This window comes from Paenibacillus sp. FSL K6-2862 (assembly GCF_038005125.1).
Lineage (GTDB): Bacteria > Bacillota > Bacilli > Paenibacillales > Paenibacillaceae > Paenibacillus > Paenibacillus illinoisensis_A.
Map to the genome: position 1 here is coordinate 34,710 of NZ_JBBOSN010000001.1, position 15,113 is coordinate 49,822.

15 protein-coding genes are annotated in these 15,113 nt (G+C 47.2%); 14 read left to right on the plus strand and 1 reads right to left on the minus strand.

What is annotated here, in order from left to right; all coding sequences use genetic code 11:
- Nucleotide 1 precedes the first annotated feature (1 nt).
- The 9 genes from rsmA (at nt 2) to MHB82_RS00195 (ending at nt 7,948) form a co-directional block, all read left to right on the plus strand.
- Nucleotides 2–904: a 16S rRNA (adenine(1518)-N(6)/adenine(1519)-N(6))-dimethyltransferase RsmA gene (gene rsmA / locus MHB82_RS00155; protein ID WP_176476241.1), complete on the plus strand. Its 903-nt coding sequence runs from the start codon at nt 2–4 to the stop codon at nt 902–904.
- A 62-nt stretch (nt 905–966) separates the two neighbouring features.
- The gene (gene yabG, locus MHB82_RS00160; RefSeq protein WP_095362256.1) at nt 967–1,863 is read left to right on the plus strand and encodes a sporulation peptidase YabG; all 897 of its coding nucleotides are present in this window, start codon (nt 967–969) and stop codon (nt 1,861–1,863) included.
- Nucleotides 1,864–2,016: 153 nt separating this feature from the next.
- Nucleotides 2,017–2,292 (plus strand): biofilm formation stimulator Veg, encoded by a 276-nt coding sequence (veg, locus tag MHB82_RS00165; RefSeq protein WP_095293350.1) that lies wholly within the window; start codon nt 2,017–2,019, stop codon nt 2,290–2,292.
- Between the two features lie 232 nt (nt 2,293–2,524).
- A complete protein-coding gene (locus MHB82_RS00170; RefSeq protein WP_053778930.1) occupies nt 2,525–2,701 on the plus strand; it encodes a small, acid-soluble spore protein, alpha/beta type in 177 nt (58 codons plus the stop codon).
- A gap of 148 nt (nt 2,702–2,849) precedes the next feature.
- Nucleotides 2,850–3,704 carry a 4-(cytidine 5'-diphospho)-2-C-methyl-D-erythritol kinase gene (gene ispE / locus MHB82_RS00175; protein WP_095362268.1) on the plus strand — a complete coding sequence of 285 codons (855 nt, stop codon included), beginning with the start codon at nt 2,850–2,852 and terminating at the stop codon, nt 3,702–3,704.
- Between the two features lie 98 nt (nt 3,705–3,802).
- Nucleotides 3,803–4,630: a pur operon repressor gene (gene purR / locus MHB82_RS00180; protein ID WP_095293352.1), complete on the plus strand. Its 828-nt coding sequence runs from the start codon at nt 3,803–3,805 to the stop codon at nt 4,628–4,630.
- A 188-nt stretch (nt 4,631–4,818) separates the two neighbouring features.
- Nucleotides 4,819–5,103: a septation regulator SpoVG gene (spoVG, locus tag MHB82_RS00185; RefSeq protein ID WP_017691372.1), complete on the plus strand. Its 285-nt coding sequence runs from the start codon at nt 4,819–4,821 to the stop codon at nt 5,101–5,103.
- Nucleotides 5,104–5,502: 399 nt separating this feature from the next.
- On the plus strand, nt 5,503–6,894 hold the full coding sequence (gene glmU / locus MHB82_RS00190) for a bifunctional UDP-N-acetylglucosamine diphosphorylase/glucosamine-1-phosphate N-acetyltransferase GlmU (RefSeq protein WP_164764365.1): 1,392 nt from the start codon (nt 5,503–5,505) through the stop codon (nt 6,892–6,894).
- A gap of 100 nt (nt 6,895–6,994) precedes the next feature.
- Complete coding sequence (locus tag MHB82_RS00195) at nt 6,995–7,948, plus strand: ribose-phosphate diphosphokinase (protein ID WP_017691370.1); 954 nt, start codon at nt 6,995–6,997, stop codon at nt 7,946–7,948.
- A 103-nt stretch (nt 7,949–8,051) separates the two neighbouring features.
- On the opposite strand, the gene MHB82_RS00200 is transcribed toward MHB82_RS00195, so the two are convergent.
- Nucleotides 8,052–8,252, minus strand: coding sequence for a hypothetical protein (locus tag MHB82_RS00200; RefSeq protein ID WP_024633712.1), 201 nt, complete (start codon nt 8,250–8,252; stop codon nt 8,052–8,054).
- A gap of 139 nt (nt 8,253–8,391) precedes the next feature.
- Between MHB82_RS00200 and pth the strand changes: the two genes are divergently transcribed.
- From pth to spoVT, 5 genes are all read left to right on the plus strand, one after another.
- Nucleotides 8,392–8,952 (plus strand): aminoacyl-tRNA hydrolase, encoded by a 561-nt coding sequence (pth, locus tag MHB82_RS00205; protein WP_095293354.1) that lies wholly within the window; start codon nt 8,392–8,394, stop codon nt 8,950–8,952.
- A gap of 101 nt (nt 8,953–9,053) precedes the next feature.
- Nucleotides 9,054–9,284 (plus strand): anti-sigma-F factor Fin family protein, encoded by a 231-nt coding sequence (locus tag MHB82_RS00210; protein ID WP_095362254.1) that lies wholly within the window; start codon nt 9,054–9,056, stop codon nt 9,282–9,284.
- A 276-nt stretch (nt 9,285–9,560) separates the two neighbouring features.
- On the plus strand, nt 9,561–13,088 hold the full coding sequence (gene mfd / locus MHB82_RS00215) for a transcription-repair coupling factor (RefSeq protein ID WP_095362253.1): 3,528 nt from the start codon (nt 9,561–9,563) through the stop codon (nt 13,086–13,088).
- Nucleotides 13,072–14,238 (plus strand): peptidylprolyl isomerase, encoded by a 1,167-nt coding sequence (locus MHB82_RS00220; protein ID WP_095362252.1) that lies wholly within the window; start codon nt 13,072–13,074, stop codon nt 14,236–14,238. Before mfd ends, MHB82_RS00220 begins: the two co-directional genes overlap by 17 nt.
- A gap of 281 nt (nt 14,239–14,519) precedes the next feature.
- Entirely contained in the window at nt 14,520–15,062 is a 543-nt protein-coding gene (gene spoVT / locus MHB82_RS00225; RefSeq protein WP_095362251.1) for a stage V sporulation protein T, read from the plus strand.
- Nucleotides 15,063–15,113 lie beyond the last annotated feature (51 nt).

A 15,113-nucleotide genomic window follows, 5' to 3' on the forward strand; every position in this document is an offset into this window, starting at 1 on the left:
TATGAATGGCATGGATGAGACTTTGGAAATTGCAACACCTAAGCGAACGAAAGAGATAATTCAGAGACACGGTTTCTCATTTAAAAAAAGTCTAGGTCAGAACTTTCTGATTGATCAGAATATATTGAACAAAATTGTAAATGCAGCGGATCTGGACGAGTCCAAGGGCGCACTCGAAATCGGCCCGGGGATTGGGGCACTTACGGAGAGACTGGCCCGAGCAGCCGGCCCTGTAACAGCTGTGGAAATCGATCAGCGTTTATTACCGATCCTTGGAGAAGTAATGGAGCCCTATCCCAACGTCCGGATACAGCACGGCGATGTGCTGAAGCTGGATTTGGCAGAGCTTTTCCGCACAGACTTTGCTAGTGTGGGCAAGGTGAGTGTTGTAGCCAATCTGCCGTATTATGTGACGACGCCTATTATGATGAAACTGCTGGAAGAGAAACTTCCGGTAGACAGCATTGTCGTTATGATTCAGAAGGAAGTAGCAGAACGTATGGCAGCTGCACCCGGCTCGAAGGACTACGGAAGTCTGAGCATTGCGGTCCAATACTACAGTGTGCCTGAATTGGTTTGTATTGTGCCGCCAACCGTATTTATTCCGCAGCCCAACGTGGAATCGGCTGTCATCAAGCTCAAGGTTCGTGAGCAGCCCCCTGTCGAAGTGCCGAGTGAAGCACACTTTTTCGAAGTGGTACAAGCCTCATTTGCCCAGCGCAGAAAAACCATCTCGAACAATCTGAAAGCTCGCTTCTTCACTAAGGAGAATCGGGAGCAGGCGGATCAGTTACTGGAGCAGGCTGGCATTCAGCCGTCCAGACGGGGTGAGACACTTAGTCTGCAGGAATATGCGACGTTAAGCACGGTAATGTGGGATGCAGGAGTTCGTGCCGGTCTGTAAATAAATTCGGATGAACCAAACCGGGTCTTTGCCCATACGATGGGGTAGAGGTGATTATGTTGATGAATATCGGTGACTTGGTCGTTCGAAAGTCATACGGAGGAGATGTGACTTTTCGGGTGGAAGGCCTCCAGTTGGATAGCGCGGTCATTAAAGGGACCGAATTCCGTCTGCTTGCTGACTCCCCGGTGGACGATTTGATACAGGTTCCTTATGAACCGCAGAGTGCCAAGACCAGGCAGGCACATGTAAAAGCGCATCAGACACTCTCCAGGCTGCAGCAGAACCGGATTGAACAGGCGGAACGCAACCTTGAAGGCTTGACGCAGGACTGGGCTGCACAGCGGGAGCCGGCTTATTTTGAAATGCCCGGCAAGGTGCTTCACTTGGATGGGGATCCAAATTACCTGAAGAAAAGTATGGCTCTCTATGAGCAGCTTCGTGTCCCGGCAGAGGGTCAATATGTCCATGAGTCAGCCATGGCTGATGCCCTGTATCGTCTTCTTCCCAAAGTCCAGCCTGACATTGTGGTAATTACCGGCCATGACGGAGTGCTGAAGACCCGTCAGCCTTACGACTTATACAGTCTTGGAAGTTACAAGAATTCGCAAAATTTTGTGGCAGCGATCCAGGTTGCAAGACAATATGAGCGTCATCTGGATGCGCTCACGATCGTTGCAGGAGCATGTCAGTCCCATTTTGAAGCACTGCTGCGGGCAGGTGCGAACTTTGCCAGCTCACCAGGCCGAATTCTGATTCATGCCCTAGACCCGGTATATGTGGCAGCCAAGGCAGCCTTTACATCGGTTAGGGAAACGGTGAATATGAATGATATTCTGCATAACACGATTAGTGGCAGCCAGGGGGTAGGTGGTGTCGAAACACGCGGCAGTTACCGCGTTGGCCTCCCTGGTTTGAACGATTTATCCACACTTAAAGTTAACCCATCAGTCGTCTGAAACAGGTCAATTAAAGTCCCAATTTGGGGCTTTTTTCATTTGCAAAAAAATTCATTGACAGCAACTTTTCCATGCTGATATAATATTTAGTTTTGATTTGACATTGACTGTAAATTCAGGTATAATGGACAAGAAAAGAGGTGGTCGTCGACAATGGCTAAAAATACGCTGTTGGATATCAAACGCAATCTCGACGCTCATATAGGTCAAAAAATTATGTTGCGGGCTAATGGTGGCCGCCGTAAGACTATCGAGCGTACGGGTGTATTGGAAGAAACGTACCCTTCTGTTTTTATCGTCAAGCTTGATGAGGAGCAAGAAACGTTCAAGCGAGTCTCTTACAGTTATGCAGATATACTTACGGAGTCGGTGGAAGTCATGGTATTTAACCCAGGCGACCAGACGCCTAACTCCTACATGGAGACGTAAGCATCGTTTTACAGGCAGTTTGCCCCTTGGGGCGAACTGCTTTTTTATTTGTATAGAAATACCGTCCAGGCAGGCATCTCAGGAATGAGGTTTAACCAGAAACGGCATACTACTTGAACAGGCACATATTGATATGCTGAACAGTTCATCGAAAATGGTGGCTCTGAAGCTGTCAGGAAGAATCCTGGTGTAAATGGACTAATCAGAACTGTACTTCAAGGAGGATGGTTTCATGAGCCGCAGAAGAAGAAGTGTGATGTCAGATGAGCTCAAGAATGAGCTGGCAAAAGACCTGGGATTTTATGATACTGTACAGCAGGAAGGCTGGGGTGGAATCAAAGCCAAGGATGCAGGCAATATGGTGAAGCGTGCCATTCAGCTTGCTGAAGAGGCAGCACGCAAATCGTAATTCGATCTAGACGGTTTGGAGAGCGGGGCCTTCCATGAGGTTGACCTCGCTTTTTCCCCATGAATTCGGAATAAAAATGACTTGACAGCCCCATTTTGATATAATATGTTAAGTTGTCTTAGGGAAAAGGTGAGGACGGGTGAACGCCTTGAAAATTTACGAAAAAGCGCCTGCTAAAATTAATTTGATGCTGGATGTTTTACATAAACGAAGTGACGGCTTCCACGAAGTCGAGATGATCATGACCATGGTCGATTTGGCAGACCGGCTGGAAATGTCAGAACTGCCTCGCGATACGATATTTATCTCCAGTCAGGCGGGGTATATTCCGCTGGATGAGAAGAATCTGGCATTCCAGGCGGCCAGATTAATCAAGGAGCGTTACGACGTGCGTACTGGAGTGCACATTCATCTGGACAAAAAGATACCGGTGGCTGCCGGTCTGGCAGGCGGCAGTAGTGACGCTGCAGCTACGCTGCGCGGCTTGAACCGCCTCTGGCGTCTGAATATCCCGGATCATGAGCTCCAGGAGCTCGGAGCAGAGCTTGGTTCGGATGTACCTTTTTGTATTACAGGGGGTACAGCGCTCGCTACAGGCCGCGGAGAGAAACTGAAACCAATGCCTAACCCACCGCAATGTTGGGTCATCTTGGCGAAGCCTCCAATCAATGTGTCGACAGCGGATGTGTACGGAAGATTCCGCAGCGACAAGATTGTGCGGCATCCAAGTGCGGCCAAAATGGAGCAGGCCATTCGTAATCATTCTTTTACAGAAGTGTGCGGACAGATGGGGAATGTGCTTGAGGATGTCACGCTTAAGCTGTATCCGGAAGTTCAGCATCTGAAGGATGCCATGATGAAGCTGGGTGCAGATGGGGTGCTCATGTCGGGTAGTGGCCCAACAGTATTCGGGCTGGTCTCCAAGGAAGCAAAGGTTGCACGGATCTATAATGGGCTGCGCGGCTTCTGCAAAGAAGTGTATGCAGTACGCATGTTGACTTAGAATTCGCTTTTATAATGTACAAACACGTATAAAGGTGGTATATTTTTAAATAATTATTCGGATTTGGATGTTTTCCGTGATCGTGAGGATGGATCTCTGTGAAGAAATTAAAACGAAGCGCTAGGCTGGTTGAAATGACGCAGTATTTATTGTCAAGACCGCATACGGTTATTCCGTTAACCACTTTTGCCGAACGTTATGGTGCCGCGAAGTCGTCAATCAGTGAGGATTTGGCGATTATCAAGGAAGTGTTCGAAGAAGGTGGGTCGGGAGAACTGCAGACACTGGCAGGGGCTGCCGGGGGAGTTAAATGGATTCCGAAGGTATCCAGAGAACATGCACTGGCTTTTGCCGAACGACTAAGCAATCAGTTGGAGCAGCCTGACCGTATTTTGCCTGGCGGGTACCTCTATATGTCTGACCTGCTTGGACAGCCTGCATTGATGAATGAAGCAGGTAAAATATTTGCGACTGCTTTTGGCAACATGGATATCGATGTAGTCATGACGGTAGAAACGAAGGGTATTCCTCTGGCATATGCGACTGGAGCCCAGCTTAACCTGCCTGTAGTGCTCGTGCGCAGGGACCATCAGGCTACGGAAGGATCGGCCGTAAGTATCAATTATGTATCAGGGTCCCATAAAAGTCTCCATACCATGTCCCTATCTCGCAGGGCGATGCGTGAGCATTCGAGGGTTCTGATTGTGGATGATTTCATGAAAGCCGGTGGAACGGTACAGGGCATGATTGATTTGCTCGCCGAGTTTAATGCAACGGTAGCAGGTGTAGGGGTGCTAGTGGAATCTGGTTCAGTTGATTCGGAAGAGCGTTTGCTGACCGATTACGTATCTCTTGCGCAGCTGACAGCCGTGGATGCAAAAAGCAGACACATTTCGGTGAAACCTGGTAACTATTTTGACCTGTAGAAAGATGACGAATAACATGTCGGGAAAGGTTCTTTTCCATCGACCTGGCACTAACGTTGTCGAATTGTGTATTAAATAAAAAAATTCCTGAAATTAGGACATTTTTGTGGTTATAAAAAGAAGGAGTTCGTATAGGCTGTGTGGAATTATACACCAAGTTCTGATGGAAAAAGGTGGTGAACACACACATGCAAATTACGGATGTCAGACTCCGCCGTGTTAACTCGGAAGGGAGAATGAAGGCTATCGCATCCATTACCATCGATAACGAATTCGTCGTTCATGACATTCGCGTCATTGATGGGAACAACGGAATGTTTGTTGCTATGCCGAGCAAGCGGACTCCTGACGGAGAATTCCGTGATATCGCCCACCCGATCTCTTCCGGTACTCGTGAGAAGATTCAGGCTGCTGTTTTGACTGAGTATGACCGCGCTGCAACTGAGGAAGAAGTCATTGAAGAAGGTGCCTGAGAACATTATTGGGGTTCGAAGGAAAAGAGAGCCATGTCTTATGGCTCTCTTTTCTTTTTGACCGGAATAAGATATATTCAGTATTGAGTTTATTCAAACAGGAACATTTAACAGCTTTATTGCTGGAAAATGTTGAAGGAAACATTAGCGCAGCGTGCGCTTGGTGACAGGGCGGCATCTTAAGAGTCATTGGGATTCGGTTAAGGCTCGCAGGTACACGGCGTATACATATAGGTCACGATTTCCTCGTGTCCGCGTTGTTACGTGTGATAACAGAGACAGTAGGCGATGAACAAGACCGGCTTCAGGCCGGCTGAACGATACTTATCAGGGATGATCCATTAAGGTGGGTCTTCCGGATGGGGTTTTCAGAACAGGAGGTCGTGAAATTTGAAACGAATGGCAATTGTACTTGCTGCAGGGCAAGGTAAACGAATGAAATCTAAATTGTACAAAGTACTGCATCCCGTATGCGGTAAACCTATGGTAGCTCATGTGCTGGATGCAGCTCTACGCGCAGGCGTTGAGCGCAGTGTAGTCGTGGTCGGTCATGGTGCCGAAGCGGTGCAGTCATTTTTGGGTTCCAAAGCAGAGTATGCACTTCAGGCTGAACAATTGGGAACGGGTCACGCGGTGAAGCAAGTGAAGTCTTTGCTTGGAAGTGAGCAAGGCTCTACTATAGTCGTCTGTGGAGATACACCACTGGTAACCAGTGAAACGCTGGAAGGTCTGATGAAGCTTCATGAAAGTCGCGGAGCTGCTGCAACCGTGCTAACGGCTCAATTGGACAATCCAAAAGGCTACGGCCGCGTCATTCGCGGAGAAGACGGTTCTGTACAACGCATTGTGGAACAGAAGGACTGCAACGAGCAGGAAGATGCTGTGAAAGAAATTAACACAGGGACTTACTGTTTCGATAATGCGAAATTGTTTGCTGCACTGGAGAAAGTGACCAACCAGAACGCCCAAGGAGAGTATTACCTGACAGATGTTGTTGGGATTTTCCGTAACGATGGTGAAGTGGTTGAAGCTTATATGTCAGATGATATCGCGGAATCCATCGGAGTTAACGATCGACTTGCTCTGTCCCAAGCAGAAGCATATATGCGTGAACGTTTGGCTGTAAAACATATGTTGAACGGTGTTACGATCATTGATCCGTCATCGACATATATCGGAGCGGATGTTACGATTGGATCAGACACGGTATTGTACCCGGGAACCATTCTGAAAGGGACAACTTCCATTGGTGAAGCTTGCCATATTGGTCCTCAGGCTGATATTGAAGACAGTGTTATTCAGAACGGTGTAACGATTAAACATTCCGTGTTGTCCCAGGCTGAAGTAGGCGAAGAGACAACGGTAGGACCATTTGCTTACCTGCGTCCTGGCACCAAGCTGGGCCGGAAAGTAAAAATTGGTGACTTTGTCGAAGTGAAAAATGCTACAATTGATGAAGGATCCAAAGTATCACATCTCAGCTATATTGGGGATGCTAAAGTAGGGAAGAACGTAAATGTTGGATGCGGGGCAATAACAGTTAATTATGATGGATATAATAAAGCTGTAACGACAATCGAAGATGATGCGTTCGTAGGCAGCAATGTCAATCTGATTGCACCGATCACGGTAGGAAAAGGCGCTTATGTGGTTGCCGGCTCAACCGTTACACATTCCGTTCCGGAGAACGATCTGGCTATTGCTCGTCCTCGCCAGGAGAACAAACCTGGTTACGCGGAGAAAATTCGCGGACGTGCCAAAGCCAAGAAACAAAATGCCAAACCCGAATAAGGGGTATTGATATTCTGATTGCCTCCCGATCTTCGGGAGGTGCCGACATGTCGCAGACGCTTATAGATTCCAATGAACCAGCACGGAGGGTTTTTATTTTATGACTTATTTTGATTCGAAATTAAAAATATTTACTTGCAATTCTAACCCCAAGCTTGCCCATCAAATTGCTGATTATATCGGAATTCCTATGGGTGAATCTCACACAACCAGCTTCAGTGATGGTGAGATTCAAGTGAAGCTCTCCGAGAGCGTTCGGGGCTGTCATGTATACATTGTACAGTCCACTTGCTTGCCGGTTAATGACAACCTGATGGAGATGCTCGTCATGATTGATGCACTGAAACGGGCATCAGCCAAGACAATTAACGTTGTAATTCCGTATTACGGTTATGCACGACAGGATCGTAAGGCACGTTCGCGTGATCCAATTACGGCGAAACTGGTAGCCAATCTGATCGAAAAAGCAGGAGCTACCCGCGTAATTGCGATGGACTTGCATGCCATGCAAATCCAGGGCTTTTTTGATATTCCAGTGGATCATCTGCTTGGTGTGCCGATTCTGGCTCAATATTTCCGCTCCAAACAGATCGAAAATCCGGTCGTTGTATCTCCTGACCACGGTGGTGTAGTACGTGCACGGAAATTGGCTGATTTCCTGAATGCACCCCTGGCCATCATTGATAAACGTCGTCCGGAGCCGAATGTAAGTGAAGTTATGAACATTATCGGTAACATTGAAGGTAAAACAGCAATCCTGATCGATGACATCATCGATACGGCAGGTACCATTGTGCTGGGTGCAAACGCACTGATGGAAGGCGGCGTGAAGGAAGTATACGCATGCTGTACTCACCCGGTATTGTCCGGACCAGCGATGGAGCGTTTGGAGAATGCACCACTGAAAGAAGTTATCGTAACGGATACGATTCCAATCACGCATGCCAATCCGACAAGCAAACTTAAAGTGTTGTCTGTAGCACCTTTGCTCGGGGAAGCCATTATCCGGGTTCATGAGGAATTGTCAATCAGCAAGCTGTTTGAAATTGAATAAGGATGTCTGCACAAAGTAGTAGAGGGGTTACGTTTTCCGGTCGAACGGAAAATGTAACCCCTGTCGGCGTGCCATTATAACGATGCATAGAGAGGCTGGATGATTAATATCCTGGCCGTGAAATGAAGCGAAAACGCCGCCGATGAAAAAGAGTGTCGGCAATTTCGACAAATTGATTATCGAAACGTGTAATCAATCCGATCTCAATATGGGTGTCGCGATCATATACCTGTACGGGTACATGGTATTCGAGATGATAGATAAAATCACTATGTTGAGTCAGCTGTCCGTTATCTTCGCGCAAAACCCGCTCACCTTCCTGGGTTAATAAGATAATAATCGTGAAAATTACAGTAAATAGGAAGTTCACTTTCTTGATATTATATGAAATATAACATTCGAAGTCTATGCCTCACCTCATGTGATCCGAAGGAGGGAATAAGATGAAGTGGATTGTAGGCCTGGGTAACCCGGGCTCAAACTATGCCAAAACACGACATAATATTGGCTTTATGGCACTGGACCAACTGGCCAGTCGTCATGGGATTTCCATCACTCAGAGCAAATGCAAAGCGTTAATTGGAGAAGGAAATATTGGCGGTGTGAAAACCGTGTTGATCAAACCCATGACATTCATGAATCTGTCCGGTGAATCGGTACGGGCATATATGGACTTTTACAAAGTCAGCCTGGAAGATCTGATTGTCGTTTATGATGACATGGACACGGAGATTGGCAAAGTCAGACTGCGCTATCAAGGTAGTGCTGGCGGCCATAATGGAATCAAGTCCATTATTCAGCATACCGGCACACAGCAATTCAACCGTGTACGGATGGGCATTTCCCGCCCGGAACCTGGACACGCCATTGTTGATTATGTACTGTCTACATTTATGAAGAAAGAGAAGGAAGCACTCGAACATACCATTGAGCAAACCTGTGATGCTTTGGAGCATAGCCTGAATCATACATTCGAGCAGACAATGGCTAAGTTTAACGGGTAATACTTGCTTGGAAGACATGCTGGGAAAAATGATCAAAACCGGGTTCAATTCAGTCATAATGGGCATACTGGACGTATAAACCATGTTCAGGAGGCATAAACATGTCAGTGAATTATGTGTGCAGGCACTGCCGTACCTTTATTGGACGAATCGATTCTGCCCGAATATCAGAAGCACAGTTAGGCTTTCATTTCTTGACCCCCGACGAGCGGAGGGATATAATAGCGTATAATTCCGGTGGGGATATTACCGTTCGGATTACATGCGATTATTGCAAAGAAGCGCTTGAACTCAATCCTGAGCTCAGCCTGCTGGCGAGCCCGCTTCAATAATAAGTCTGGTTCGCAGCGAAGATGGATAACAGATGATGGGGACCGCGGAATACCGCTCCACCTTTATAGCCTTGGCAGCCTGCTGAGGCTTCTTTTCAATTTGGGAATGAAAATGCTCATGACGGAATTTAGGTTATTGGTTGAACCTGATGTGGTAATGAAGCGAGTAATCCGATATGATGAAACAGGACAAAAAGGAATTTGTATCCAATTTAAAATGATAATACTGCGCTAAGGCGTGAACTAATCAAGTAAGTTATAAGAGAGGTGCCCCTTTTGTTACAAGCACTTATACAGGCTTTTTCCAAAGATCCCGATTTTGGATCCATTACTGCCGGTATTACATCCGGTATGAAAGAGCAGCTGGTCTCAGGATTGTCCGGATCAGCGCGCCAGATCATGCTGGCAGCTCTGCACCAAGAGATGAACCGACCACTGCTCGTCGTTACACACAATATGTTTTCTGCACAAAAAATCGCAGAAGATTTACAGGAAGCGCTTTCACCCGATCAGGTGCTGCTCTATCCTGCGAATGAACTTGTAGCCGCTGAAGCCGCTGTTTCCAGTCCGGAAACACTGGGTCAGCGTATTGATGTGTTAGTTCGTTGCGCCCAAGGTTTTAGGGGCGTTGTTGTTATTCCATTTTCGGGCGTGCGGCGTTATGTGGCTCTTCCGGAAGTGATGGCGAATGCTCAGATTACCATCAAACAAGGGAATACACTCGATCTGGACTCGTTCCTTCTGGAGATGGTGAAGCTTGGATATGAACGTGTAGAACGGGTTGAATCTCGCGGCGAGATGAGCGTGCGCGGAGGGATTATCGACTTTTATCCAGTGACTTCGTCCATTGCCTATCGGGTGGAATTGTTTGACGATGAAATTGACTCCATACGAACATTCGACCCAGCGGATCAGCGTTCCATTGAACGTATCGATGAAGTTACGGTGCTGCCGTGCAAGGAATTGATTGCTGACCGCGAACGCATGGAGAAGGCTGCGGATGAAGCTGTCGTTTTACTGGAAAAACAGCTGGAGAAAATGACTGACCGTCAGGCCAAGCTGCGTCTCCGTGAAGAAATTCACCGGGAGATTGAGCTGCTGCGGGAGCATGTGTATTTCTCTGAAATGTATAAATATATTTCACCGCTCTATCCGGAGCATAAAACCATTTACGATTACATGCCAGAGGATACGCTGCTTGTTCTGGACGAACCTGCACGGCTGGCTGAAACGTCCAAGCAGCTCGACCGGGATGAATCAGAGTGGAACCTGCATTTGATGCAAAACGGAAAGACGCTGCCTGATCTTCATTTGTCGGCAGATGGGGATGATCTGTTATATGAACGCCCATTCCAGACGCTGTTCATGTCGATCTTCTTGCGTCAGGTTCCACATACACAGCCTCAAAACATTCTGAATTTTATCAGTCGGGGCATGCAGGATTTCCACGGACAGATGAATGTACTTAAGGCCGAGATGGAGCGCTGGCAGAAAGCCGGAGTGCATGTGCTTATGCTGGCGAGCGGGGAAGAAAGACTCGAACGTATGCGGCGCGTCCTCATGGACTACGATATACCGGAACCGGAAATGCTTATCGGTAACCTGCAGACCGGATTCGAACTGCCGTCCATTCATTTAGCCGTCGTAACCGAAGGTGAGATGTTCTCCCAAAAGCAGCGCAAGGCGCGCAAACAAAGCCGTAATGTGGATAATGCAGAACGGATTAAATCGTATAGTGAGCTGAAAGTGGGCGATTATGTTGTCCACCAGAACCACGGGATTGGTAAATATCTGGGCATTGGTACACTTGAGGTCGGCGGTATTCATAAGGACTATATGCATATTCTCTATGCTGGTGGGGATAAACTGTCGGTACCGATCGAACAGATCGATCTGATCCAGAAATATGTCGGGTCAGAAGAGAAAGAGCCCAAGATCTACAAGCTGGGTGGTAACGAGTGGACACGGGTTAAAAATAAAGTTCGCTCATCTGTACAGGATATCGCCGACGATCTGATCAAGCTCTATGCAGAGCGTCAGACCTCAAAAGGTTTCGGCTTCGAGAAGGACTCTGCCGAGCAGCAGGAATTTGAGGCCATGTTCCCTTATGATGAAACTCGTGATCAGGTCCGTGCGATTGAAGAAATCAAAAAGGACATGGAACAAAATCGTCCCATGGACCGTCTGCTATGTGGAGACGTCGGTTACGGAAAAACCGAGGTTGCCATTCGTGCTGCATTCAAAGCGGCTATTGAAGGCAAGCAGGTTGCGGTACTCGTTCCGACCACGATCTTGGCACAGCAGCATTATGAGACATTCCGTGAACGTTTCTCGGGGTATCCATTCAATATTCATGTCCTAAGCCGGTTCCGTTCCCGTAAGGAACAAAATGAGACCGCCAAAGGCATTAAAAGTGGAACAGTCGACATTGTTATCGGTACGCACCGGTTGTTATCGCAGGATCTGGTATTCAAGGATCTAGGACTGCTTATTGTTGATGAAGAGCAGCGCTTCGGTGTAACCCATAAGGAGAAACTGAAGAAGCTGAAAACAAACGTGGACGTGCTCACACTGACGGCTACACCAATTCCGCGTACCCTCCACATGTCCATGCTGGGAGTCCGTGATCTCTCGGTGATTGAAACACCACCAGAGAATCGTTTCCCGGTGCAGACCTATGTCGTGGAACATAGCCAGGCGCTGGTTCGGGAAGCCATTGAGCGGGAACTGGCACGTGGGGGTCAGGTTTATTATCTGTATAACCGTGTCCAAGGAATTCAGGAGATGGCTGCCGAAATTGCTGACCTGGTTCCTGGAGCCAAAGTGGGCGTGGGCCATGGTCAGATGTCGGAGACGGAGCTGGAGAAAACCATCCTGGACTTCCTGGATGGCGAATATGACGTACTCGTAAGCACAAGCATCATTGAGACGGGGGTAGATATCCCGAATGTAAATACCCTGATTGTTCATGATGCAGACAAAATGGGCCTTTCCCAGCTGTACCAGCTGCGTGGGCGCGTTGGACGGTCCAATCGAATTGCCTATGCGTACTTTACGTACCAACGGGATAAAGTGCTGACCGAGGTTGCAGAGAAACGTCTGCAGTCTATTAAGGAGTTTACTGAGCTGGGGTCGGGATTCAAAATTGCGATGCGAGATCTATCGATCCGCGGAGCAGGAAACCTGCTGGGTGCAGAGCAGCACGGCTTCATTGCCTCAGTCGGATTCGACTTGTATTCTCAGATGCTGGCCGAGGAAATTAATAAACGCAAAGTCACCATGCTCGGAGAAGAGCCGGTACCTTCCGATCAATGGAACACCACGCTCGATCTCAGCATCGATGCCTACTTGCCGGGTGATTATATCTATGACAGTATACAGAAGATTGAGATTTACAAAAAAGTGGCGGTTATTGCCTCTTTCGACGATGCAATGGAACTGGAAGACGAATTGGTTGACCGATTCGGTGACCTTCCAGAAGCTGTCATTAATCTTATGGCTGTAGCCAGATTAAAAGTGTATGGAAAAATGTATGGAATTGAGTCCATTACGCAGCGTGGTGACGACCTTACCGTGAAATTCTACGAAGGCCGTGAGCATGCGTTTGAACTCTCGAAAATTGCGCACATTGGAAATCAGTTCGAAAGACGTGTACAATTTGAACAAGGACCCCATATGCTTATTCATGTCAAAGGCAAAGGGCTTGGGGACAAGCAACTGATGGAGCTGGTAGAGAAATTTCTGGAGTCCATGAAGAGTGCTTTTAAATCAAAGGGGGAACCAAAGGATGTTACCAAAGTATAAAAAAGTAGGGAAAGTACTCTCCGTGAGTATGGTTGCAGTACTGTCCTTATCACTGCTTGCTGCATGCGGCAAGAAGGATGAAGCAGCTACACCAGAAACCAATGATACAAGCGCTGTTGTAGCGACATATGATGGCGGTACAATTACAGCCAATGAATTCGATATGGAGCAACGGGTCATGAAATTCCTCTATCCGGAATATGCACAAATGATGGAGATGGACGATTTCAAGGACTACCTGGTGCGCCAGGAAGTTGCTTATGAATATTTGAGTGGCAAGGCGACTGAAGAAGCCAAAACAGAAGGGGCCAAAGTGGCAACCGAGCAGTTCGACAAAATGAAGGCTTCTGTTCAAGCCGATCAATGGACTGAAATGTTGAAAGCTCAGAACCTGACAGATCAAAACATCAAGGATTACATGACTCGCATCATGACGGTAATTAAGGATAAAGAGACTGGTGTTACGGAAGATGCAATCAAAAAAGAATTTGAAACAAACAAGGATCAGTTCACAACCGCTTCGGTTCGTCACGTCCTGATCAACTTCACGGACCCAGATACGCAAAAAGAGCGTAAAAAAGAAGATGCCTTGAAAATTGCCAAAGAAGTTAAAACCAAACTGGATGCCGGTGAAGACTTTGCAAAAGTGGCAAAAGAATACTCCGAAGATCCAGGCTCTGCAGATAATGGCGGATTGTACGAAAATACCCCTGTATCCAACTGGGTAGAAGCGTTCAAAGAAGCTGCCAAAACATTGCCACTCAACAAAATCAGTGATCCGGTTGAGACGGAATACGGCTATCACGTGATGAAAGTGGAATCCCGTACGGAAGCAGACTACAGCAAATTGACAGATGAGCAAAAAGAAACACTCAAAAGCCAATTGGCAGCTGCAGAGATCGATACGTTCATGACGAATGAACTGGATAAGATCGTGAAGGAAGTAAACCTGCCGAAGACAGACAAGGCTGAAGAAGGTACTACGGAAGGTACTGAAGGCACAACGGGTACTGGATCTGGAACCGAAGGTGACAAATCTACAGAAACCAAAACGGACGAGTCCACAGGTACTGATGCTAAGACAGATCAAGGTACTAAAACAGAGTCCGATGCAACAACAGGCGATAGCGCAGATACAAACAGCAAGTAAGAAACGAGCTGCAGCACACTTACTTTCTGGACAAGCATAGAGAAGCAAGGGGAGGACTTATGGCCTGCCCCTTGCTTCTTTTTGTACAGACAGCAGCATAATGGGTACATGGTCACCTTCTGCGAAGAGAACACAACTATATTCTTCAAAGTATGTATAAGGAAATGGGAACAGATGAATACTATGGTCAAGATATCACACTAAACGTTCTGGGACTTTCCTCTACCCATTAAGGAACAGTAGTTGAAAAATCTTCTCGAGAAAGTGGGGCAACATGTGAAATGAAAGCTACTGGTATTGTCCGCCGTATTGATGACCTCGGCCGTGTGGTCATTCCAAAAGAAATCCGTCGTACGTTACGAATTCGTGAAGGAGATCCGCTTGAGATTTTTGTGGATCGTGATGGAGAAGTCATTCTAAAAAAATATTCGCCGATCGGCGAACTGGGCGATTTCGCCAAAGAATATGCTGAATCGTTGTATGAGAGTACAGGTCACGTAACCATGATCTCTGACCGCGATACCATTATTACGGTAGCGGGCGGCTCCAAGAAGGAATATCTGGACAAGCAGGTAGGTCAGCTGGTAGAGAGCTGCATGGAAAATCGCAAGACCATCCTTGAGACAGGTAGTGGCTCCTATGAGATCAGCAAGGATCATGATGAAACATTATCCTCTTTCGTCATTGCACCCATCATTTCGGGTGGAGACCCTATTGGAACCGTCATTCTGTACAACAAGGATGAATCCGTGAAAATGTCCCAGATGGAAGTTAAAATGGCTGAGACGGCTGCTGGCTTCCTTGGCAAACAGATGGAACAATAAATAGCAGATCAACTCCTGGTGCCTTTCCGGCAGACAGGAGTTTTTTGCATT